The organism is bacterium (genome assembly GCA_041649255.1).
Lineage (GTDB): Bacteria > Hydrothermota > UBA3073 > JACQXS01 > JAQTXJ01 > JAQTXJ01.
This window is the reverse complement of sequence record JBAZNK010000023.1, coordinates 1-23,696: the sequence shown is the minus strand read 5'-3', so window position 1 is coordinate 23,696 and position 23,696 is coordinate 1. Positions and strand designations below refer to the sequence as shown.

Sequence of the window (23,696 nt, the reverse complement as noted above, 5' to 3'; positions counted from 1 at the left end):
TAATTAAAAAATTTAAATTACAACCATATTATATGAAGATGCAGGACAAGGGGGCGACATGAGGAAAGGGAGATTTAATGTAGCAAAAGCTACATTAGCAGGATTCGTGAGTTTGTTTTTCATTGGCAGGCTTTTTGCGGCTAATGATATTACAAGACCGGATGGAAGTACGGATATAACTAAATTAAACACTCTTCTTAAACAGAAGGGTGCAGGATGGGTTGCAGGAGAAAATCAATTTTCTAAAATGACTTCCGAAGAAAGGAAATCTTATCTCGGAACTTTGACTTCTAACGAGCAAATTCCCGAAAAAGAAGTAAAACAGGTCAAAACATTACCTGCTTATTTTAACTGGAAAAACAAGAATGGCGTTAACTGGATGAGCCCTGTAAAAGACCAGAAAAGTTGTGGAAGTTGCTGGGCATTTTCAGCTGTTGGTGTAGTAGAAGCATTAATAAATATAGGAGAAAATAATCCTACACTTAATTATGATCTGTCAGAACAAACATTAGTTACGTGCTCAGGAGCCGGAAGTTGTGGTGGAGGATACGTCGACAAAGCGCTTAGTTTTATCCAGAGCACAGGGCTTCCTCTGGAGAGTTGTGACCCTTATACTGCTGCTGACGATGGATGCAGCAGATGTGCTGATTGGGCATCTCAGGTGAAGAAAATTAGTGGTTACAAAAGCGTTTCAGGTGCCAATATTAAAACTGTGTTATTAGAAAATCCACTTTCTGTTACTATGCAAGTTTATGAAGATTTTTGGTATTATTCCGGTGGAATATACTCTTACCAATACGGTGGTGCAGCAGGTCAGCATGCTGTTGTAGTTATTGGTTGGGATGATGCGAATTCCTGCTGGATAGCAAAGAACTCATGGGGCACAGGTTGGGGAGAAGGCGGGTTCTTCAGAATAGCATATGCTAATGACGCGGGCTTCCCGGGTTCTCCTCTTGATGCAGATTATGCCCTTGTTGCTCTTACCGCACCTAATGGCGGAGAAACTATCATAAAAGGTGATACGTATATTATAAAATGGTTTAATGTGACCGGTGATGTAAAAATAGATTTATATAAAGGTGGCGTATTTAATAGCACGATAGTAAGCAGCGTATCAAATACCGGAGTTTATAGTTGGGTTGTGCCTACAAGTTTAGGCACGGGAGCGGATTATAAAATAAGAGTAAGTCGTGTATCTAACGCTTCTGTTTATGATGAGAGCGACAATTACTTTACTATTACTGTTCCAAATGTTGTGGTTACTACTCCTAATGGTGGTGAAAGCTGGGTAGCAGGAAGTCCGTATACTATAAAATGGACAAGCGTTGGAGTTAGTAGTGTGAATATAAGCCTATACAAAGGTGGAGTTTTGAATAGTAATATAGCAAGTAATGTTGGAAGTACCGGTTCATACTATTGGAATATCCCTGCATCTCAGGCTTTGGGCACGGATTACAAAATAAGAATAACAAGTACTACTAATTCTTCTATTTTAGATGAAAGCAATAGCTACTTTTCGGTTACCGGACCGGCTCTTACGGTTACTACTCCAAATGGTGGAGAAAATTGGGCAACGGGCAGTACTTGTGCTATAAAATGGTCAACTTCCGGAGTAAGTGGTAATGTAAAGATAGATCTATATAAAGCTGGAGTTCTGAATAAAACCATAATAAGCAGTACTTCTAATTCCGGGACATATAACTGGGCTATTCCTACGACACAGACACTGGGAACGGATTATAAAGTGAGAGTAACAAGTGTTTCTAATACTTCTATCTGGGATGAAAGTAATAGTAATTTTATTATTAGTGTTCCAAATATTACCGTTGTTACACCAAATGGTGGAGAAAACTGGACACAGGGATCTGTTAATGCCATCAAATGGTCAACAGCTGGGGTGACCGGCAATATAAAGATAGAGTTGTATAAAGCCGGGGTATTTAAACTTTCGATAACGGGCAGTACCGGAAATACCGGAACATACAATTGGACTATACCTACAGCTCAAGCAATAGGAGCAGACTATAAGATAAAAATAACAAGCGTATCCAATACAGCTATCTCAGACCAAAGCAATAACAATTTTTCAATTTCAGCTCCGACAATAACAGTTGTTACGCCTAATGGTGGCGAGAGTTGGACAAGAGGAACGGTTAATGCTGTAAAGTGGACAACCGTTGGTTTAAGTGGGTATGTAAAGATAGATTTATACAAAGCAGGAGTCTTCAAAAACACTATAATTAATAGTGTTTCTAACACCGGGACATATAACTGGACTATACCTACAGCTCAAGTAGTAGGGGCAGATTACAAGATAAAGATAACAAGTTCTTCCAATACTACTGTTTCCGATCAGAGCAATAATAACTTCAGTATTGTTGCAGCGGCAAAAGCAAATATGCCAAAAGTTATAAGTGAATACAAGCTTTATCAATCTTCTCCGAATCCCGCTAAAGGACAGGTTTTAATTAGTTATCAGGTGCCTGTAAAGACTAGTGTAAGTTTAAAAATCTATGATAGAAGTGGTAGACTGGTAAAGACGCTTATAAATGAAGAAAAAACGATGGGATACTATGAAGTAAATTGGAATAGAAAAGATGATGCGGGTAATGTGTTGCCTCAAGGAGTTTATCTCTATAGGCTTGAAACAAAAGGCTTTAGAACGGCAAAAGAATTGATTTTATAAAAATTCAAAAATCAGGTTCAGATTGTACCTAGTTTGTATCAGTCTGAACCTGGTTTTTATTTTCAGCGAATAAAACTCTAGAAGCATATATAAATATTTGAAATAGAAGTTTTTGTTTTTATAATCCCAATTTATAATGGAATAAATTTTTTACTTGCAAAGTAACAATTTTTGAGACATAATCCTATTTTGTGCGCCTGTAGCTCAACTGGATAGAGTGGTGGACTTCGAATCCAAAGGTTGGGGGTTCAAATCCCTCCAGGCGCGATAGATGTATATCAAATTGTTGTCAAAATGGTAAAAAAGAATATGAATTTTATTAGCTTACTGTATCCAGCGGAGCTGGATAATCCGCCTGAGGCGGACTAAGGACTTTGTCCAAGAGCTTCCTATAAAATGAAACTATTTGCTCCTTATCTGGCTAATTATAAAACCAAACTCTTTATTTGTTTTACGTTTATGATGCTTTTTGCCCTTGTGTCGGGGTTTTCTATTTCCTTATTGTCTCCCTTTTTGAATGCAATTTTTTATAATAAACCTGTACTACCGGATGCTCATTATGATTTATTAGTTAAGTTTAACGCCTGGGTTTTAGGTGAATCGAAACTCTCTGCTCTTATAAAAATACAGATAATGCTGGTTTTAGTTTTTCTGTCTAAAGGAATTTTTAGCTATATTAACAGGTATTTGGGGGTATCAGTAGAAGAAAATATAACTAAAGATATAAGAAATAAAACATATTCTCATTTAGAAAAGCTTTCTCTTGATTATTTCCACGGTACAAAAACAGGTATAATAATTTCAAGGTTAACCAATGATATATCCAAAATTCGTGATTCAATTAAAGATGGAATGCTTGCGTATTTAAGGCAATTATTGCTTATTTTCGTTTTTCTTTGCTTTGCTGCCTATATATCATGGCATCTTATGTTGATAAGTATCGTAATTTTCCCTTTATTTGGGTATATTTTGAATAAACTTGCCAAAAAATTAAGAGAAAAAAGCAATAACGTTCAGGAAGATATGGGGAAAATTATAAGTTTACTTGGCGAAATTGTAGGCGGAATCAAAATAGTAAAAGCTTTTTTATCGGAACCCATTGAGAAAGCCAAGTTTTTCAAATCTACTCAAAGTTATCTCAAATCCGCTCTAAAATTTGAAAGAGTAGGTTTGATAGGAATTCCTTTGGCAGAAATGATAACGGCTATTGGTTCCTGTATAATAATAGGTTATGGAAGTTATGAAATCCTTGTTGTTAAGAGTCTTACACCGGACAGATTTCTTGTTTTTCTTGCCTGCGCCTTATCAATTATGGAATCATTAAGGCAATTACCTATGGCAAATGTTAAGTTACAGGAAGGAACTCAGGCTATAATAAGAATAAATAAAATTTTAGATATTAAACCCACTATTACGGAAATATCTAACCCTATACATCTTGATTTTAATAAACAAATTAAGTTTCATAACGTGCAATTTAGTTATGAAGCGCCCCAAATTGTATTAAGTGATATATCGCTAAAAATAGATAAAGGCGAAAATATAGCTCTTGTAGGCCCATCCGGGGCAGGGAAATCTACACTTACTGAATTGTTGCTTAGGTTTTATGACCCGACAAAAGGCCTTATTACAATTGACGATATTGATATTAAACAGGTATATATTAAAGAATTGCGAAGTCTTATTGGGCTTGTTACACAGGATCCTATCCTATTTAATGATACTGTGGCAAATAATATTGCTTATGGTTTTTCTTCCATAGACTATGATAGAGTTGTTTCTTCTGCTAAGCTTGCAAATGCAGATGAATTCATTAACAAGATGCCGCTAAAATATGATACTGTAATAGGGGAGAGGGGAATAAAATTATCGGGAGGAGAAAGGCAAAGACTGGCAATTGCCCGTGCACTTTATAAAAATCCACCGATTCTTATATTTGATGAAGCCACTTCTCACCTGGATAATGTAACGGAGTCTAAATTACAGGAAGCTATACAAAAATTACTTGCAAACAGGACTGCAATAGTTATAGCACACAGATTATCAACTGTCCAGAATATGCATCGCATAATTGTTATGAATGAGGGTAAAATAATAGAAGAAGGGACTCACGAAGAACTTATAAAAGCAGGAAATCTGTACCAAAAACTTGCACAAACAGAATTAAAGTAAGCCTTTCTTTTTTCGTGGGATTTTTTTTACCTTTACGCTTTTCAGATTACACTCCCGCCCTTTTATTAAATCAATCTTCTTGGAATTGCATTTTTTACATCTCAAATCAGGTAATAAAAAATGATATACAGGGTCAGCGGAAAATTTTATATTTCCACTATAACCACACTTATTACAATAAACAACAGGTTTTATTCTTTTTATATTAATCTTAAGATTGGTTTTATTTGTGTTTTTTAGCAATTCTTTTAGCCAGAACTTAATTTGTTCTTCGTTTGCAAATGTAAATTCTCCAAGTTCAATATTTAGACCAATTATTGTTAGCTTATCTTGCCGTTTTTTAAATTCATTTAAATGCATAACAATTTCTTTTGCAATTGTGAATTCGTGCATTTTGTATATGTGATTAAAGAAGTTTTTATTTTAATAACTTACTAATGAAAGTGGCGAGAAGTTCAACGCCTATGTTTTTTCGTGCACTGGTTTCAAAAACTTTTATACCGGGTTTTATCTTTTTCATAGCAGATTGTAATTTTTTAGGTTCTACACCCATTACATCTTTCAATTCTATTTTATTAATTACTCCTATATTAGCTTCCATAAAGATATAAGGATGTTTTACAACCATAAAAGGTCCTTCCGTCACGGAAACGACTACCATTCTTTTGTGTGTTCCGAGTACAAATTCTCCGGGACATATAAGATTCCCTACATTTTCAATAATTAATAAATCAATTTTATTTAAAGGAAGTTCTTTTATTGCCTTTCTTACAAGATTGGCATCTAAATGGCATTCTTTCCCCGTATTTATCTGAATTACTTCTGCTCCTGCAGATTTAATAATATCTGCATCAAGAGTTGTTGTTAAGTCTCCGCATAGAACGGCAATTTTGTATTTTTTACTTAAAATACTTACTATTTTTGTTATTAAAGTAGTTTTCCCGGCTCCTATTGCTCCCATAATATCAATTGCTAATATATTATGTTTTTCCAATAACTTTTTATTCTCTTTAGCTATTTCTTTATTCTTTTTAAGAAGGTCTTCAGATAGTTCAATATCAAAAATTTCTCCATCAATACTTTCTATTATTTTAGTTTTTCTTTGCATTCTGTCCTTTTGTTTATTTATGTTTTTTTATTGCATCTTCTACTATTTTTATTGCGCAATAATCTCCACACATAGTACATACTTCCGACATTTTTGGTTTTCTTTCCAAACGAAACTTTTTCAATATTTCGGGGTCTATTGCCAATTCTGTCTGTCTATCCCAATTTAGTTTTTTTCTTGCTTTTGAAAGCTCGTTGTCTCTTTCTTTTGCGCCTTTGATTCCCTTTACAATGTCTCCCGCGTGTGCTGCAATTTTTGATGCGATTATTCCTCTTCTGACTTCCTCTATATTGGGTAATCCGCCGTGTTCTGCAGGAGTAACATAGCATAAAAAATCTGCTCCCGCGGAAGCTGCGATTGCTCCACCTATGGCGCTTGTTATTTCATCATACCCGGGGGCAATGTCTGTAACTATTGGCCCTAAAACATAAAACGGTGCACCCTGACATATTTTTTTCTCCAATTGTATGTTCATTGCTACTTCATTCAGAGGAACATGTCCGGGCCCCTCTATCATTACCTGTACTCCTCTTTTATTTGCTCTTTCTTTAAGCTCTCCAAGAATAAGAAGTTCTTGAATTTGAGCTCTGTCTGTTGCATCACCAATTGCTCCGGGTCTGAATCCATCACCAAGAGATAAAATAACATCGTATTTATATGCAATATCAAGTAAACGGTCAAAATGCTCATATAAAGGATTTTCTTTTTTATTTGCTAACATCCATGTGATTAAAAACGCTGCTCCTCTTGAAACGATATCCATAATTCTTGTTTGAGCACATAGCCTGTCAAATACTTCTCTTGTAACTCCGCAGTGTACGGTTATAAAATCTACTCCATCTTTAGCCTGTTCTTCTATGACTTTGAAAATATCATCAGAAGTCATAAAAACAATTCCCCCTTTGGATTTAACTGTTTCTGTGGCTACCTGGTATATGGGGACTGTTCCAATTGGTCCGGCAAAAGCCTCCTGAATAATTTTTCTAAATTTTCTTAAATCTCCGCCTGTGGATAAATCCATAATCGTATCTGCTCCTGCTTCTCTTGCTACTTGAGCTTTCTTTTTCTCCAATTTAATATCACAGCAGTCTGTGGAAGAACCAATGTTTGCATTTATCTTAGTTCTCAGCCCTTTGCCAATTCCACAAGGATGTTTTAAACTGTATTTTGAGTTGCAAGTAATAACAATTTCACCGTTTGCTACCCCTTTAGCTATAGTTTCAGGAGATAACCCTTCCTGTCTTGCAACAGCCATTATTTCTGGAGTGATTTTCCCCTTAAGTGCATAATTAATCTGTGTCATATTTTAATCTAAATCGATAGCACCTGCTGTTGATCTTTCCCTTTGTCCTTTAAAAAATTGAGGTTTGGCTTGCATTTCCCTATCGCTCATGGAACAATTACCATCAAACATAACTCCCTCTTCTATAATAAGTTGTTTGCATTTTATGTCACCTTTAAGTCTTGAACCTGTCCCAAATTCTGCCCTTCCACCTATGAATATATTTCCATCTATACTACCGGCAAGCATAAATTCTTTTGCATGAATATCTCCCCTTACTTTGCCTGTTTTGCCAATAATTATTGCTTCCGTAACATCAAGGTTTCCCTCTACAGTTCCATCAACTCTTATACTTCCTTCTACTTTAAGTCTTCCGTTGACGATTGTTCCAACACCAATGATATTAGTAATAGTAGCTCTTGGTTCTTTCATTGCACCTCCTTTACTTCAAAATATCTCTTGCAATAACGAGTTTTTGTATTTCAGAAGTCCCTTCATATATCTCTAAAATCTTAGCATCTCTGTAAAAACGTTCAATTGGGTAGTCTTTTGTATATCCATACCCCCCATGGATTTGTAATGCTTTTCTGGATACATTAACAGCTGTTTCTGAAGCAAAAAATTTTGCCATCGCGGAATAACGCGAAAATTTAGGTATACCGCTATCTTTACAATAAGCTGCATAATAAACAAGCCATCTTGCTGCTTCTATTTGTGTTGCCATTTCTGTAATCATTGCCTGAATTAGCTGGAATTCAGCGATTGGTTTCTCAAATACTTTTCTTTCTTTGGCATATTTTATGGCTGTATCAAAAGCCCCTTCTGCAACGCCTAATGCTTGTGCGCCAATGTCAATTCTTGATACATCAAGCAAGTGCATACAAATCTTGAATCCATCTCCTTCTTTGCCAAGAATGTTGGTTTTTGGTATTTTTACGTTCTCAAACATTAATTCGGAATTAGAAGTTCCTCGCATTCCCATTAAATCCTCATGTTTTCCTATCGTAAATCCGGGGGTGTCTCGTTCTACTACAAAAGCACTTATCCCTTTATGTTTTAATTCTTTGTTGGTGTAGGCAAAAATAATGAAAATACTGGCTTCTCCTGCGTTAGTAATAAATCTTTTTGTCCCGTTAAGTATATAATTATCTCCATCTAATACAGCTGTTGATTCCATTCCTGCCACATCTGATCCTGCGTTGGGTTCAGTAATTCCTATGGCACCTATCTTGTCTCCTTTACAAAGGGAAGGTAACCATTTTTTCTTCTGTTCTTCTGTTCCAAAATTATAAATAGAATAGCAAATGAGAGCATTATGAACGGCAACAATAACACCGGTGGAAGGACAAACCTTTGAAAGTTCCTCTACTACAATAGCAAGAGAAAAAAAGTCAAATCCTGCGCCGCCATACATTTCAGGCACTACAACTCCCATTAATCCTAACTTTCCTAGCTTTTTTATATTTCCCTTTGGAAATTTAGCTTCTCTATCTATCTCTGCTGCCATAGGTTCTATCTCTGCTTTAGCGAATTTACGAATCATTTCCTGTAACATTTTTTGATCTGCATTTAATTCAAAATCCATAGATCCCCCTAATTTCTTAACTTATCTGAGAATCATAAGTTTATAAACTTTAGATATTTCTTCTCTTGTAGACCCCTCTGATACCGCATTGATTTTATACATGTAGATACCATTAGCCACTCTATTTCCGAGTTTATCTCTTGTGTCCCAGTAAATTTTGTTTGAGCCCGGGAGTAAAGCCGCGGATTCGATAGTTTTAATAAACCTGCCGGAAACAGTATAAATTTTTATAGTTACGCTTGACTGTTTTGATAAAAAGAAATGAAATTCCGTATGTTCTCCTCGCACAGGATTTGGAAAGTTCATAACTTTTGTAAGGGTTAGTTCGCTTGCAGGTTCAATTCTTAATATAGCAGTGGTGACACTTGTATTGCCTAAGTTATCAGATGCCTGAAACACCAGTGTGTCTATTTTTTCAGTTAAATCCAGTTGATATGAAACTCTGCCACGAGTACAACTTCCAACATCATATTGAAAATAATCTGCAAGTTGCACATTAAAATCTAATAATTTACCGCTTTTTATTTTAAGCGCAAGGACAAGATTAAGGGGTGTTATTCTGTTAAATATATTTATTCCGGATTCATCTTCTAATGTGGCTGAAAATGTGAATTGTCCGGGTACCGTAAAGAAAGTATCCGGTTCTCCTAATTTAATTGTTTTGCCATTTGCAGCCATTGTAATTTTAGGTCCTGTTATGTCTTTTATATTGCCTTTACCCCATTTAGCAGATATGTCTTTGTATGTATTGCCACATAAATTGCCATTCCATGCAAAAACACTGATTTTAGCTTGATCCCCACAAATTAAAGTATCCTGAATAGAGTCAAGTTCCGGGATAAAAAATTCCTGTTCCCATACTCCATTTTTTACTTCGGTAACACCTTCGAAAAGTATATCATCAATTAGCTGGAAAGGTTTTTGGTCAGGCCCCATTAGCATTCTTCCCCGCATCTTATATTTTGTACTACCTGTAATGCCAGCATAAGAAATGCTGTTATAGTTGTATGTATAAGTATATTCGGAACTCCTGACGGTAATAAAAGCAAATTTAGCTCCAGGTGCTTTACCTTTCACAATCAATTTTTCACCGCCTCTGATTACATTTGAGAAAGAGTCTATTTCCACTGATATAACCCTTTCAGGCAATCTTGTTGCTGGATCTGCAAATAAATTCTCATTTACTTGTAAATCTTTTGCAAGACTGCGCCCATACATTCCCTGTCCTAATGTGTTTAATTTCTGCTTAAGTAAAAGACTAATTAGTAAAGTATCCATACCTGAAGAACCACCTGTAGTCCTGGTTGACGCTACAGAAGCAATGGCGCCCTTGTTGTATACCTTTTGCAAATAATCGGCCATACAATCATCATCTATCCTATCAAAACATCCCACGCCACATGACCAGAATTGCCAGATAGGATTTTTTACGCTGTTATTTAGTGCATCAATATCACGGGGATTGTAAAAAAGAACCTCGTGACAAAAAAGGTAAAGATTGCCATGACCGGATGCAAGCGTCATATACATACCTTTGTCAATGTTTCTTATGATATCGTTTTCTGCCCTAGGTTTAACAGTACCTTCTAACGGATAGTTCATCGAATAAACCTTAAATGCATCATATTCTTTTGGAAGCATATTTGCACATCGCTCTAAATTCGCTACGAACATATCCCTGTCAGGATATTCATCGTCAGATATTAACAATACTCTGTTCTGCCATACGCCCTGACTTGTTTCATATTTAATAAGTTTATCTACGGCATTGCTGGCTTCTTCTTTACTTTTTGCCGTAATTCTTCCTATGGCAAAATCTCTGTCAGTAAACCAATCGTCCCAACAGTAATTGCTTTGAGGCGGATATCCGTATTCTCCGACTTTATACCCTTCTTCTCTCGCAGGAATACGGTTTTTGGGAACATCTGACTTGTATGCAAACGTTCCGGCACCAAGCAGTAAACAATATCCTGGTTCGCCCCAGTTGTCATATGCATAAGTTAAAAAGTTTTTTATTGCATAAGGAGAGCTGGATAATCCCCATGAAAAGTTGTTGTAAATATCATTCAAAGCAACTACTTCCGTTGCCATACCGTAATTGTTTCTATAGTCTTTAAGTCTTATCGCATATTCCATAAAATCCGAAGGTGAAATTATTATATTTTTTACAACTGCAGTTTTATTTCTTAAATTATAAGGACTTTCAGTCTTTATGCTGCTAATAGACTTGTATCTGCAACTTGCATAATAATTTCCTTCGGTCCCGTAAAACTCTGCTGTTCCATTTGCAAAGCTTGATCCATAAACTTTAACAGGATGTAATGGATTAGAAATATTGAATATTATTGGACTTTCTTGAAAATCTGTAATTGTGAATTTATCTTTACCGTGGAACTTTAATTCTCCGTTACTGGCTCTGTAACTCTTAGAATAACGTACTTCAAACCAATCGAAGAACAAAATATCTTTATCCGTTGACGAATCATCCTTGACCACCTCGAATTTTAATGTGTTTTGTCCTTCTTTTAGAGATGAGGCAACTCCTTCGAATGTTTTTTGTGGATATTCATTTGGTCCTATCCATTTTTTATCCATTATTTCCGTGTTATTTAAATAAATTTTTATTCGGTGTCTCATAGTATCTGAACGTTCTTTTGCTCCACTACTCATATCTGTATACCATCCGTAAACTGCAACCGTAATATTACAGGAAGTGCTGTAAACTCCCGTTGCGTTAAACGTATAATTTTTTGCGATACTATGAGTTCCGGGTTCCCTTTCGATTCTTTCCCAAACCCAAGATAATCCACATTTTGCAGGACATTCATTGTCCTGTTCAATATGTAGGGTGTCTCCAAAATATGACGCTGCTGTTCCACTCCCACTGCTTTCTAAACTGTCTCTTTTTCCTTGCGATTCTCCGTAAGTCAACCAATATATGTTTGTATTTGTAAATGGATTGAAGTATTCCGATTCGTTTTTCCCGTAACCTGCTAATACAGTAGCATAAAATAGAATACTTGTATCAGGTAATATGGATATCGGAATTTCAATCAAACTGTCCCCAAAATTTGTAACCATTTTACTGCCACCATTATAAATTTTTATAGTAGTCGGATCAATTCTGCCAATGCCAACGGAATTAAGCTGATTCCTGTCTATTTTGTATATGCCTTCCGCTGAAACCTCTATCTTGTACCACGAACCGGTAGAGTATTTACGGGAAGATTTTAAAGGGGACGATAATCTCCAGTTCTTTGCCTGTTCGTAGTTAAGCAATACGGCTTTAAATGTATTTTCAAATATCTTGTCTTGCCTGTAAGTTCCGCTGCCTCCGGAAAATTTTAGATGCACTTTTAAACTCTTGTTTATTGCCATGGTTTTTCTAACTGGGTTGTATCTGATTGGATTTATTCTTAGTTTTATTATTTCCTGCCCTCTGTAAATGTTCCTTTCTGCTATTTCTACTACTTTTGATGGCCAGAATATGTCCTGTGCATAAAGCGTCTTGTCTTTTTCTTTTGATGTGAAATCCTGCAGAGGAGGAACTTCTTTGTTCCTTGTTTCCTCTCCCTTTAATTCTTCAAATTGGATTTCTACTTTAGCACCAATAGGAATACCTATGGTTACGTATGTTACAGGCAACGCAGGCTTCCCTGCTTCAGGTTGAACGTCCGCGTTTAGTATGTAAGGCGAAGTCTCATATATCTCTCCGGTGTTGTATATAAAATCTATTCCGCTTTTAGACGAATTTAATACTTCAATTGTCCGCGGTGAATTACTTACATCCTCTTGAGTTTTTTTTGAGATTGTTGTCCCATTTACGGGCCCCACATTTCCTTGTATCTTTTTATCCTTGTCTTTGGCTGTTGTCTGGTTCTGCTGCGGTACAATTCCTTGACTTTGTTTGGCTTGCGGAGTTGTTTTTGTCGGGACAGGGTTTGTTGTCGTCAAGTTTCCTGTTAATATTAATAGAAATAACCACATTTTATCTCCTTGTTCTTTTGTACGATTTATGCGTTGTTATTAAATTCCACATTCAACTTATATCTATATACCTACTTATTTACTTTGCAACAAAAAAAACTTTAATTTATATAAATACTATATTTTAGTTTTTTAGATGTTTTTATTCGCTTTATGCGAATTAGACTTTTTGCCCGCTTACGATAGGCAGATTGCTAGTTTGCTATTTCCTCTTTTCGCCTTACTTAACTTGCCCAGCTTACTCAACGTGCTTAACTCTTTTTTCCCTATCTACTCGATACTACTTGCTATCTATTAATTTCTCCGCCTCATCTATCAACATTATGGGAATATCATCTTCAACCCTATATCCTAATTTGCATTTATGACATAAAAGTTTATTGTTTTTTTTGTCATACTCTAAATCACCCTTGCATTTAGGACAAGCAAGTATTTCTAATAATTTGTCATCTAACATTTCCCCTCCCGATTATTTTGCTATATTTCTCATTTTTTTATTTTTTGGTTTTTCTCCTACTTACTGCCTACTATCTACTTTCTCCTGTTTTTACCTCATCTTCACTATCTTAAATGGCTTTATCCCGCAATTATCTCTGGGCTTTGCAAAATAAATTCCTTTTTGTAAGTTGTTCCCAAAAGTAGTCCATTCATTTGTTATGTTTATGGTTTCCACTTTTCTGCCTAAAATGTCGTAAATTTGTAATTCTCCCGTATAACCACTTACTCTTGAAAACCCAACAAAAGGATTGGAAATTACTCTGAAAATATTCGTGTCTGGAAATTCATAAACCCCGGTATTTTCGAACATTCCGTATAAATCATAATCCTGTGTATTTTTTGTGCCGAATACTGTAAGATAACCAAATTTATCCGCAGAAATATCTGTCCAGTATACCTGTTCGTTTTGTGAAAAAGATTCCTTGCGGATAATTTTCCCTGACTGTGCAATCATTATAATGTTAAATTCATTTATTGTTGACGTGCTGACAATATACATATCCCCGTTAAAACTTAAGGATGGGAAATAAGAATCTTTATCCTCAATTAAAGTGATCGCAGAATCATCCACTAATTGCCCGGCTTGAGAAACTATTCTCCCTTTTATCTGGCAGTCTCCTTCCCATATCACGAACCAATTTGTACCGTCAGAACTTACTTTCGGGGAAGACTCATCCCACTCTTCATAAGATATGTACAAATCGGTAGATAGTAGTTTCCCTTGTTTTGATAACAATTGCGCTCGAATGTCATAGTTTTCTTCTAAAGCATCGCTCCATACTACTAAATATTGGTTATTATTAAAAGCAATGCTTATATCCTTTGGAATGTTTATTTCGTCAAGCGTAATTAAAGTATCGTCTGTGGATTTACCGTCCTTTGAAAAAAACTTTCCTAAAAGCTTATGTTTATTTGCTCCGTATGTGCAGTAGAAAGCCGCAAAATATTTGTCCCCGTCAAAACACATAGCTTCAGGATATATTCCCTCCTCTGACATCCATATATCAGTGCTGTCCAATATTGAACCATTGTTCGAAACAAAAAATCCTCTATTCCATTCAAAACTAGTTACTAAAAACTTGTTATCTGTTGGGTTGAAAGTAATAATAGGCTTGGAAATACCGGAAGTCAAAGTTATTAAAAACTCTGTTCCCTCAAGCATCCCATATTCTGATACTATTTGTCCATAAACTCTATCCATATTTGTTCCCGCGCGATTATCCACCCAACAAACTAAATATGATAATTTCCCTTTGCAAACGGTAGGCAATATCTGATCCCCGATACTATTTGAAATCGTAATTTTTGTCTGCTCTGCTGATAATATGCCGGCAAGAAAAATTCCAACAATTATTCCCTTCAAACCTTTATTTTTCATTCTTCTACCCAACTTTAGTTGAGGGTTCCCCGGAATTTATCCCTCTTTTACCCCCGTTTGTCATTCCCTGCCTGCCTGCCGTAGGCATGGCGAAAGTCGTAAATCTCGCCTTGGTGGTGTCGGGAATCCACTGTTTTTCTTTTCTTGTGCTAATCGTGCCTGCCCGCCGTTCGTTTGGAGGGTGGAATATCGTGGTTTCAATCTGTAATCTTTTCATTTGTATTTTTTATTTTTGATATTTGATTTTTAATTTATCCTTTCATACGTCGCCAGTTTCTGTATCCGCTTCAGCATATTTGGATGCGTGCTGAAAACTTCCATCGTTTTTGCCCCAAAACCTATCTTTATACTCCCCCTTCTCAGTTTTTCCATTTCGCTCTCATCAATAGTTCCGCTTTTATCCAAATCCAATTGCTTGAGTTCGTTAAACTCTTCAAACGCGCGCGATGGGTCATTTGCGAAAAACGCCTTCAATCCCTCTACTTCTTTGATCCCTTCTTTTGAAGTGCGCGCACTCCCATACACTAATTTATATAAAGCAGAAGCTAAAGCGCTTGGACGATTTCCAAGCTTGACCGAACCGTAATCCGCAAAATATTCGCGAATCCTTGAAGCATAAAGCACAAGCAGGTTAGTAATTAAATAAAACAAAAACGATATAAACCCGACAAGCGCAATCGCTCCTCCGTTATTGTTCTCGCTTCGTCTTCCACCGCCAAAAAACATTGTATGCCACGCTATGCGATATAGTATTATCGGAATGACTGATAATAATGTAATTGTCAAAACATCCCTGTTCTTAAGATGCGATATCTCATGCGCAAGAACTGCGCGAAGTTCGTCCTTGCTGAGCAAATTCATTATTCCCTGTGTAACACATACTCTGCCGTCACTCGTCCATCTTCCGAATGCAAAAGCATTTGGTAGCGCTATCTGGGCTATGCCGACTCTCGGCTTTGGAATTCCTGCTCTCGCGGAAAGCTCGGTTATCATACTATGCAAGTCCGGCGCCTCTTGCGGAGTTACATATTTTACTCGCATCCCCCATTCTACAAGCTTCGGGCTTATGAGGTATTGAATTAACATAAATATAACGGATATCATAAGATAAAAATAAAAAGAAGTTATTCCCATCGTGTATGCAACTAAGGAGACAATCCCAAAAACAATACTGAATAAAATAATTACCAGCAATCCCATCTTAAATTGCATCCCTGCCATTTTCCCTCCTTCTCTTTTTTTTCTACCCAGCTTTAGCTGAGGGTTTCTGGGGCTTTAGCCCTTTTTTTGTCTTACTTCTTTATCAAAACTATCTCCTGCTTCCCGTACTGCTCCACATCTGTCATAACCTGCTTCAACTCCTTATACTTTTCTACTGGAATAAAAGGCTCTAATATACAAAACTCTGATGTGCTTATTAACTTTCCACCGCTTACTTTTTCAGTGAAATTTATTCTTAAATATTTGCTTTCAAAACTAAATCCCTTTCGCGGTTTCTTTACCTTATAGCCTTGCGGAATGCTTAGCGTCTGTGTCCCGTTTCCCATTATCGGAACACGAAAATCTATCGGGTGTTTCCTTTGCTCAAGCCCCCACGGAGAACCCATTCCCGATAAATCTCCCCCAATGGAAGTCGCAGCTCCGGCATTTACAATATATAACTCATTCCCTTTCTTCAAAGCATATTCCGGGATGCTATAAAGTAATTTTATTTTAATCGGAGCGGATAAATCTTCGGCTTCCGATATGTCAAAACTATCCAACTGCGCCTGCGTAGAATATGCTTTTATCATCTGTTCAAATACCTGTTTTACCTGCTCTTTTGGTATGAAACGCAATCCTCTTAATGCCATATCCATAAAACCTTTTGCAGACATTGTTAGTTGCGCTTTAAGAGCCCCGTTTTTATCAAGTGTTCCTTTTAAGTCCGTAATCATTTTATTGTTTTCTAAATTCTCATAAGGTGCGAATCCAAGGTCTTTCCCAATGGAATCGCATACCAATACTTCCCTGTTCTGCTCCATTACCGGGAAATAATCCATCGTGTATTCTACCGTCGGGTCTAAATAATAATACTTCCCGTCTTTCGGTATTGCTACGATTGCATGCTCAAATAAATATGTCGGGATTTCTTTTGCCGTACGGTAACTTACATTCAAAAGAACAATGTTCGATTCAACTCCAATCTCTTTTAACATCGCTACCAGTAAAGCTGCTTTGTCCCTGCACACTCCCCATTTCCTTTCAAACGTAAGAGTCGCTAAAGCAGGCTCAAACCCTTTATCCATACTCACTGCTTCAGTACGTAAATAACGGATTTTCGTTGAAACAAAATCAAATAATGCGTGTATTTTCAAGTCCTGAGTTTTTAACGTGTCCGTAAGTTCTTTTACTTTTGACTTTATTTCGTCGTTTAAACCGAGCGATGGAACCGATAAATCATAATACCACTTCGAAACTTTCTCCCACGTGGGGATATTGGAAATTATAAGCGTTGTGGCTACCTGCGATAAATCTGGCATAAGCGGTTCCGGCAGTATTTTCGCAATGTCTTTTTGAGACCAGTTATAAATTATTGAGTTCTTGCTGAATTCCTGCGAAGCATTAAGTTTGCCATTCTTTACAAGATATTTTATCTTTATTTCATTCGGACATTCAATCCTGTATGTTTTCTCCAAAACGGGCTCATCCCCTTCAAAATAGGCAACATCCGTGAATCTGTCTTTCATAAACGGTTTATTTATGGTTATCTTGAATTTATATTCTATCGTTACACCAATGTCTATTTGTGGAAAAATAATCTTTACCATCCTGATGTCGGATAAAAACATCTTTGAACCTGAACCTTCGGAGTTCATAGGTACAAAAGGAATATCCTTTATCTCGGAAGGAGAAACATTGATTATTTTTCCCTCTTTATTAATTAAGCGGGCAAATTCTATCTTTACATCCATAAATTTGGGGACATAACTGAATTCGACTTCGCCGAATTTCTTTTTTCCGTAAGTAGATAGGATTTTAACCATTTTATGGTAATTGTAAACTGCTTTACCCGTTCCTTCTAATTTTACGTCCGTGCTGTCAAATATAACTACCCCGTTCGCTTCACTGTATTTGTTCTGTGTAACGTCTTGAATCAGGGCTGACGGTATATTTGTTCTCCCTGCACAACCTAAAAATAAACTGATACATACTAAAGAATAAAGCTTTTTCATAATGTTATCCCCCTAATATATTAAAGTGAAATATGCTACCAAAAAATGTAGTTGTCAACCAAATTGTTACTTGTTGTATGCGTATCTTCCTTTTATTTCTTACTCTATAATTTTTCACCTATGTTCTTTTTTCCGGTGTCCTCTATTTTTAACTTGGAATTCCCCGCCCCTCTGCGGCGTGGAATGAGTTTTGTAAACATATAGTTGGGTAGGTTGAAGCCCTCGATCCAACCCCTTGCTCTTTGTTTTTTTGAGTCGTTTTGTATAGTTAGAAGTTTCTATTTTTAATCCGTGAAAATCCGTGTCTTTTATCCGTGGCTAATTTTTCTGTATTCTGCTTTTTCTTCCTGCTAATTTTGTAAATCTGCGTCCTATTTTCTTTCCGTTATCTCACCACTTCGTCTCGAAAAATATCTTTACCATACTGAAAAAATCCTTTCTTACCAAATTTTTCTTTGCAAAATTTAGTATGTACCCGGGTCTGAAATAAAACTCCCTGTAAAACCTGTTAAAATATTTTTCTACGATGTCCCAGCTTATCGTTGGATGCTTGTAAACATCCCTTGCCAGAATATATAAATTATATTTTGACCAATCATAAGTCTTGATGAATCCGCCTTTATCTAATTCTTTGAATAATGCGGTCCCCGGTAATGGCATCGTAATTGACATCTTTGCCATATCAAGCGGAAGTGATTTCGCAAACGCTATAGTCTTTTTAATTGAATCTTCCGTTTCCCCCGGCAATGCTGCCATAAAAAACCCAAATACCTCAAGCCCTGTGCTTTTTGCCATTTTAACGACTTCCCTTATTTTGTCTAAACTTATGCCTTTCTTTATTTTATCAAGGATTGACTGGTCGCCTGACTCTATCCCAAAATAAACACGGTAACACCCTGCTTTATACATCAATTCCAATAATTCTTTGTCCACGCGGTCTATTCTTATTCCCGTAACCGTAGCCCATGGAAATTTAAGGTTGCGATGCAAAATTTCTTCACAGATTTGCTTTGCCCGTGCTGTATCCATTGTAAAATTATCGTCCGCAATGTGAAGCTCTTTGAATCCCATTTTTAACATATATTCTATCTCTTCTAATACCCTGTTGACCGACTTAAATCGGAATTTCGTGCCGAAAATGTTTTTTGTGCAGTACCCACAGGTGTAAGGACATCCCCTGCTTGTCTCAATCCAGCCTGCCGGACTGGCGCGCGATAAAAGAGGAGTCGTTTTGTATTGAGATATGTTTATTAAATCCCAAGCCGGTAGAGGTAAATTGTCTAAATTTTCAATATACCCCGCGCAGGGATTCATTTTTATTTCCCCCCTTTTTTTATAAGCAATTCCGGGAATATTATTAAGATTCTCCCCGTTAATAATTTTCAGTAGCGAAAAATCCCCTTCCCCGATTACTGCAATGTCTATGTCTAATTCTTTTAATGTCTCTTCAGGAAGTGCGGTAGAATGAGCGCCTCCGCTTATTATTACGATCTCTTTGGAATACGATTTAATCGTTTGGCAAATTCGCCGGGTCTCTTCAAATAATAACGTTGTAAAAGTAATGCCGACAAAATCCGGTGAAAATGTCTCTAAAACAGTATCGAGAGGAGGTTCTTTATTTAAATCTAATATCTTTACATTATGTCCTGCTTTTACCAGTGGTGCTGCAAGAACGGCAAGCGCAAGGGAAGGCGAGTAAATTGCCCCGCCTTTGATCTTTACGTTATTATACGACTGAAATTGAGAAGGATTTATTAATAATACTTTTTTATTCATTTCTACTTAAATTAATCTCGCCTGCTCTTACGTTAGTTCCTCTGCCTGTGTTTCCCCTTTTGTCATTCTGATCCGAAGACGAAGAACCTCAATGAATTACTACCAAATTACTATCAGTTACAATTGGTTGCTATTCTTTACTCTATGTTTTTTATCTGTGTAAATCCCTGCTTGCCTACCGTCCTTTTTGGCAGGTCTTCTGCTATCTATTTTTTGTTTTTTTGTGTTTTAGTGTTTTTGTGGCAGAGTATTATTCCTGTCTCCCTTTTATATTCTCAATACCAGCCACCACATTCTAAGTCCGGTTTTTAATCCGCGCCACATATTTCCGCCTACTCCTTTGCTTTCTCCTACCCGCTTCTTAAACGTTATTGGAATTTCAATTACTTTTAACTTATTCTTTAACGCCATAAGTATCATTTCACAGGAAAAATGATTGCTCGTAACTTTTAGTTGCCCTATGATTTTGTCTAAAGCCTCTTTTCTTATTATCCTGTAAGTACACCCGATATCCGTAAGCCTTGTGTCAAAATATACTAATTGTATTAATTTTGCCATAAATAAATTCCCGTATTGTATAAACCAGCTCATCTGGCAGTCGGCACTGCTTAACTCGCGGGTAGTCCTTGTCCCGACCACCATATCCGCATTCTCAAGGTAACTAATGAATTTATTTAAATCGCGAGCCGAAAAAGTTCCGTCTCCTTCCGTTAAAACAATTATATCCCCTCTTTTACTTGCTTCTCTTAATCCACGCATACAAGCCGCTCCGTATCCCTGCACTTCTTCCACTACTATGGTTGCGCCTGCCTTTTGGGCAAACTCAACCGTTCTATCCTTGCAGTTGTTATCTACTACGAGTACTTCATTTACAAACGGAATTTTACGAAAATCCTTTACTGCTTCCCCGATGGAAAGTTCGTCATTGTAAGCAGTAAGCGCTACGCATATTTTTTCGTCTTTTAAAGGTTTAACCATTATTGTTCTCTTGTATCGGAATATTAAAGAAAAAATAAAGTTTAACAATACAAGCCCAACACCCATATAAAAAATAATTGAGCAGATATTTATAATCTTAAGCGTAAAAACGAAGTCAACTATTCTTAATATAAATGCAATGACTATAAAATGCATCCCGTATAATAAAAGTTTCCCCATATCTTATCCTCTACTTGTTTTTCTCTATTTCTCTGCCTACTTCCTACTATAATAACACACCTTAATCTTCATAAACTCTTTTTCTTTCTTGATACAAAACTTTTCATTTAACCATTCTTCAAACTCTAGTTCAGGATTATTATAGACACTCTTAAAAAACCAGATACTTTGCATATTGTCAATTCTATTTTTTATGCCGTCGGCAATTATACTCCCTTTAGCCGTAGAAATCGCAAAGGGAAAACATTCTACGGGAATGTTTTTTTTGTAATAATATCTAAACGGCTCTATCCCGCCACTCAAGACAATTGCATTTGCTTTCAACTCGCTCGTTTCCACAAACTTAACGCTCTCCCGCCATTGCTCTTTCTCTACAGTAGTATAATAAGAAAAAAGAATATACCCGCTTATCCCGGTGATGCTTAATATAAGTAATAATTGAATAATTTTATTTCTAAACGCAAATACTCCTTTTGAAATCAATAAGTAATAAGCAGGTATTACAAAAATCAAATAGCAAGGTCTTAAAAATGGCTTCTTTAACAAATAATATAGAATATAACTTATTGCTATTGGAGTGATAATCCAGAGAAAACATAAAAGACAGGATTGCTTATTTTTTATGCTCTCTCTAAAGCTTGATAAAATAGAAAAGAGAGAAAGTCCCAAAAATGCAATAACTAATATTTTATGTTCGGAAGAAAGCGACCATATTATGTAATATAACTCCATAGGCCCTATCTTTTTAAGCCAAAGACTTCCGGCTCCTTCAAAAATTTGCGTTTTAATCGTAGGAAGTTGTAATTTAATAATTACAAAAAGCCATGGGATATAACAAATAAAAACTATAAGAAAAGACATTACCCATTTTTTTAACTCCTTTTTTTTCAACAATAAAATATAAATAGCTTCAAATACAATAAAAAAGAGTCCATAAATGTGAATATAAACAAGTAAAATGTTTATAATTGTAATAGAAATTAACTTTTTCGGAATGAGGCTTTCGCCTAACTTTATAGCTTTGATAAACAGTATACTTGAAATGAGAACTACTAGTAAAAAAAGAGCATACATCCTTGCTTCCTGTGATTCCCATATGGGTGGTTTTAATGATATGGCAAATATAAATGCTCCTAATATTCCCTCTTTCTCGCCAAATAAAACTGTACCTAATTTATACATCAATAAAATTGAAACTATTCCTGCAATTGCTGATAAAGCACGCACAACAAACTCGCTTTTGCCAAAAATTTTTATCCAAAAATGGACAAGAGTAAAATACAATGGAGGTGAAAAATCCTGAAAGGTCATTGCTTTAATCATGGGTACAAATGGTTTGCTAGCATTCTCAATCCCTACAGCCTCATCAATCCATATACTTTCGTTCCCCAACTGATATAATCGTAAAAAACTACCTAATAATATAATTAGAATTAGTATAAATGGTGTATTTATTTTAAGAGCCTTATTCATTGTCGTTTTTCTGCTTACTACTCACCCGTACTGTCTGTTGGGTAGATTTAATGCAATAATAAACTTTAATGCTCATAAAATCTTTTTCTTCCTTGATACAAAACTTCCCATTTAACCATTCTTCAAATCCCAGTTTAGGATTGGTGTAGTTACTCTTAAAAAACCAAATACTTTGCATATTGTCAATTCTATTTTTTATGCTGTCGGTAATTATGCTCCCCTTAGCTGTAGAAAACGCAAACGGAACGCATTCCACGGGAATATTTTTTTTGTAATAATAATTAAACGGTTCTATTCCGCCACTCAAGACAATCGCATTTGCTTTCAACTTGCTCGTTTCCACAAACTTAACGCTCTCCCGCCACTGCTCTTTCTGTACAGTAGTATAATAAGAAAAAAGAATATACCCGCTTATCCCTGTCACAACTAATAAACTTAATGCCTGTGCAACCTTATTCCTGAACCAGAATATACCCCTTGTAACCAGTAAATAATATGCAGGTACTACAAAAAATACATATCTTGGGTCTAAAAATGGTCTTATTAAATAAGACAAAATATATGCAGCGGATATCGGTGTTAATATCCATAAAACTAAAAATAAAATATTGGAACGATTGCGTTCCTTGAAACACCGGATAATTCCAAACATAGCAAGTATCCCGAATACTAAAACCAATAATTTATACTCGGATGATAGTTTCCAGATTATATAATAAATATCCGCTAGCCCTTTTATTCTCCCAATCCAACTGCCTGCTCCCATTGGAATTTGAGTCTTTAAAACGATAATCCACGGAATATAACAAATACTTATGATTATCCCGGATATGAAAAAATCTTTTAACTTTTCTCTTTGCGCGACTAAAATATAAATTCCCTCGAATAATATGAAAAACAACCCATATAAATGAGTATAAGAAATTAAAATATTAACCAAAGTAAGTAAAAATAATGTTTTTTTGCTGTTTGTTGTGCAGAATTTTATGAATAATATACTTGAAGCGAGTACTAAAAACATAAATAATGGGTACATTCTTGCTTCCTGGGATGCCCATATCGGTGGTTTGGATATCGCAAATATGAATGTCCCAATCAATGCTTCTTTTCTGCTAAAAAGGAGTTCCCCTAACTTATACATCAATAAAATTGATGCTATCCCTAAAATGGCGGATAATAGACGCACGGCAAACTCGCTTGTGCCAAAAAGCTTTATCCATCCCCATAATAAAGTAAAGTAAAGTGGGGGCGAGATGTCGTGGATGATAACATTCCCTATCATACCGGTAAACGAACTGCAGACGTTTCCTATCCCCACCGCCTCATCAAGCCATATACTCTCGGTCCCCAGTTGGCATAACCGTACCCCCCCCCCCGT

Annotated in this window: 17 protein-coding genes and 1 tRNA gene; 3 read left to right on the top strand and 15 right to left on the bottom strand. The window is 36.1% G+C overall.

What is annotated here, in order from left to right; genetic code table 11:
* The first annotated feature begins 58 nt into the window (after window positions 1–58).
* The 3 genes from WC614_12750 (at window position 59) to WC614_12740 (ending at window position 4,858) form a co-directional block, all read left to right on the top strand.
* A complete protein-coding gene (locus WC614_12750; GenBank protein ID MFA5033868.1) occupies window positions 59–2,686 on the top strand; it encodes a C1 family peptidase in 2,628 nt (875 codons plus the stop codon).
* Window positions 2,687–2,879: 193 nt separating this feature from the next.
* Window positions 2,880–2,953 (top strand) — tRNA-Arg (locus WC614_12745).
* A gap of 129 nt (window positions 2,954–3,082) precedes the next feature.
* Window positions 3,083–4,858, top strand: a complete 1,776-nt coding sequence (locus WC614_12740; GenBank protein ID MFA5033867.1) for an ABC transporter ATP-binding protein — start codon at window positions 3,083–3,085, stop codon at window positions 4,856–4,858.
* Here WC614_12740 and WC614_12735 read toward each other — a convergent pair.
* From WC614_12735 to WC614_12665, 15 genes are all read right to left on the bottom strand, one after another.
* Window positions 4,850–5,251, bottom strand: a complete 402-nt coding sequence (locus WC614_12735) for a hydrogenase/urease maturation nickel metallochaperone HypA (GenBank protein ID MFA5033866.1) — start codon at window positions 5,249–5,251, stop codon at window positions 4,850–4,852. The two genes, WC614_12740 and WC614_12735, sit on opposite strands and share 9 nt — an antisense overlap.
* Window positions 5,252–5,276: 25 nt before the next feature.
* Window positions 5,277–5,966 carry a hydrogenase nickel incorporation protein HypB gene (hypB, locus tag WC614_12730; protein MFA5033865.1) on the bottom strand — a complete coding sequence of 230 codons (690 nt, stop codon included), beginning with the start codon at window positions 5,964–5,966 and terminating at the stop codon, window positions 5,277–5,279.
* Between the two features lie 13 nt (window positions 5,967–5,979).
* Window positions 5,980–7,269: a phosphomethylpyrimidine synthase ThiC gene (gene thiC, locus WC614_12725; protein ID MFA5033864.1), complete on the bottom strand. Its 1,290-nt coding sequence runs from the start codon at window positions 7,267–7,269 to the stop codon at window positions 5,980–5,982.
* Window positions 7,270–7,272: 3 nt separating this feature from the next.
* Complete coding sequence (locus WC614_12720) at window positions 7,273–7,680, bottom strand: polymer-forming cytoskeletal protein (protein MFA5033863.1); 408 nt, start codon at window positions 7,678–7,680, stop codon at window positions 7,273–7,275.
* A gap of 10 nt (window positions 7,681–7,690) precedes the next feature.
* On the bottom strand, window positions 7,691–8,833 hold the full coding sequence (locus tag WC614_12715) for an acyl-CoA dehydrogenase (GenBank protein ID MFA5033862.1): 1,143 nt from the start codon (window positions 8,831–8,833) through the stop codon (window positions 7,691–7,693).
* 21 nt (window positions 8,834–8,854) lie between these two features.
* Window positions 8,855–12,820 (bottom strand): C25 family cysteine peptidase, encoded by a 3,966-nt coding sequence (locus WC614_12710; GenBank protein MFA5033861.1) that lies wholly within the window; start codon window positions 12,818–12,820, stop codon window positions 8,855–8,857.
* Window positions 12,821–13,100: 280 nt separating this feature from the next.
* Entirely contained in the window at window positions 13,101–13,277 is a 177-nt protein-coding gene (locus WC614_12705) for a Trm112 family protein (GenBank protein MFA5033860.1), read from the bottom strand.
* A 90-nt stretch (window positions 13,278–13,367) separates the two neighbouring features.
* Window positions 13,368–14,696: a T9SS type A sorting domain-containing protein gene (locus WC614_12700; protein MFA5033859.1), complete on the bottom strand. Its 1,329-nt coding sequence runs from the start codon at window positions 14,694–14,696 to the stop codon at window positions 13,368–13,370.
* 4 nt (window positions 14,697–14,700) lie between these two features.
* Window positions 14,701–14,913 carry a hypothetical protein gene (locus WC614_12695; GenBank protein ID MFA5033858.1) on the bottom strand — a complete coding sequence of 71 codons (213 nt, stop codon included), beginning with the start codon at window positions 14,911–14,913 and terminating at the stop codon, window positions 14,701–14,703.
* Window positions 14,914–14,942: 29 nt separating this feature from the next.
* Window positions 14,943–15,917, bottom strand: coding sequence for a zinc metalloprotease HtpX (locus WC614_12690; GenBank protein ID MFA5033857.1), 975 nt, complete (start codon window positions 15,915–15,917; stop codon window positions 14,943–14,945).
* A 71-nt stretch (window positions 15,918–15,988) separates the two neighbouring features.
* On the bottom strand, window positions 15,989–17,911 hold the full coding sequence (locus tag WC614_12685; GenBank protein ID MFA5033856.1) for a DUF3857 domain-containing protein: 1,923 nt from the start codon (window positions 17,909–17,911) through the stop codon (window positions 15,989–15,991).
* A 390-nt stretch (window positions 17,912–18,301) separates the two neighbouring features.
* Window positions 18,302–19,687, bottom strand: coding sequence for a radical SAM protein (locus tag WC614_12680; GenBank protein MFA5033855.1), 1,386 nt, complete (start codon window positions 19,685–19,687; stop codon window positions 18,302–18,304).
* Between the two features lie 267 nt (window positions 19,688–19,954).
* Window positions 19,955–20,845, bottom strand: a complete 891-nt coding sequence (locus tag WC614_12675; protein MFA5033854.1) for a glycosyltransferase family 2 protein — start codon at window positions 20,843–20,845, stop codon at window positions 19,955–19,957.
* A 36-nt stretch (window positions 20,846–20,881) separates the two neighbouring features.
* Window positions 20,882–22,318 carry a glycosyltransferase family 39 protein gene (locus tag WC614_12670; protein ID MFA5033853.1) on the bottom strand — a complete coding sequence of 479 codons (1,437 nt, stop codon included), beginning with the start codon at window positions 22,316–22,318 and terminating at the stop codon, window positions 20,882–20,884.
* A partial coding sequence (locus tag WC614_12665; GenBank protein MFA5033852.1) for a glycosyltransferase family 39 protein occupies window positions 22,311–23,696 on the bottom strand: 1,386 nt, incomplete at its 5' end. The genes WC614_12665 and WC614_12670, both read right to left, overlap by 8 nt.

Bases quoted from the DNA above. Each gene is read 5' to 3' on its own strand.
- WC614_12750 (MFA5033868.1), top strand. From the start codon at position 59: ATGAGGAAAGGGAGATTTAATGTAGCAAAAGCTACATTAGCAGGATTC.
- WC614_12740 (MFA5033867.1), top strand. From the start codon at position 3,083: ATGAAACTATTTGCTCCTTATCTGGCTAATTATAAAACCAAACTCTTT.
- WC614_12735 (MFA5033866.1), bottom strand. From the start codon at position 5,251: ATGCACGAATTCACAATTGCAAAAGAAATTGTTATGCATTTAAATGAA.
- hypB (MFA5033865.1), bottom strand. From the start codon at position 5,966: ATGCAAAGAAAAACTAAAATAATAGAAAGTATTGATGGAGAAATTTTT.
- thiC (MFA5033864.1), bottom strand. From the start codon at position 7,269: ATGACACAGATTAATTATGCACTTAAGGGGAAAATCACTCCAGAAATA.
- WC614_12720 (MFA5033863.1), bottom strand. From the start codon at position 7,680: ATGAAAGAACCAAGAGCTACTATTACTAATATCATTGGTGTTGGAACA.
- WC614_12715 (MFA5033862.1), bottom strand. From the start codon at position 8,833: ATGGATTTTGAATTAAATGCAGATCAAAAAATGTTACAGGAAATGATT.
- WC614_12710 (MFA5033861.1), bottom strand. From the start codon at position 12,820: ATGTGGTTATTTCTATTAATATTAACAGGAAACTTGACGACAACAAAC.
- WC614_12705 (MFA5033860.1), bottom strand. From the start codon at position 13,277: ATGTTAGATGACAAATTATTAGAAATACTTGCTTGTCCTAAATGCAAG.
- WC614_12700 (MFA5033859.1), bottom strand. From the start codon at position 14,696: ATGAAAAATAAAGGTTTGAAGGGAATAATTGTTGGAATTTTTCTTGCC.
- WC614_12695 (MFA5033858.1), bottom strand. From the start codon at position 14,913: ATGAAAAGATTACAGATTGAAACCACGATATTCCACCCTCCAAACGAA.
- WC614_12690 (MFA5033857.1), bottom strand. From the start codon at position 15,917: ATGGCAGGGATGCAATTTAAGATGGGATTGCTGGTAATTATTTTATTC.
- WC614_12685 (MFA5033856.1), bottom strand. From the start codon at position 17,911: ATGAAAAAGCTTTATTCTTTAGTATGTATCAGTTTATTTTTAGGTTGT.
- WC614_12680 (MFA5033855.1), bottom strand. From the start codon at position 19,687: ATGAATAAAAAAGTATTATTAATAAATCCTTCTCAATTTCAGTCGTAT.
- WC614_12675 (MFA5033854.1), bottom strand. From the start codon at position 20,845: ATGGGGAAACTTTTATTATACGGGATGCATTTTATAGTCATTGCATTT.
- WC614_12670 (MFA5033853.1), bottom strand. From the start codon at position 22,318: ATGAATAAGGCTCTTAAAATAAATACACCATTTATACTAATTCTAATT.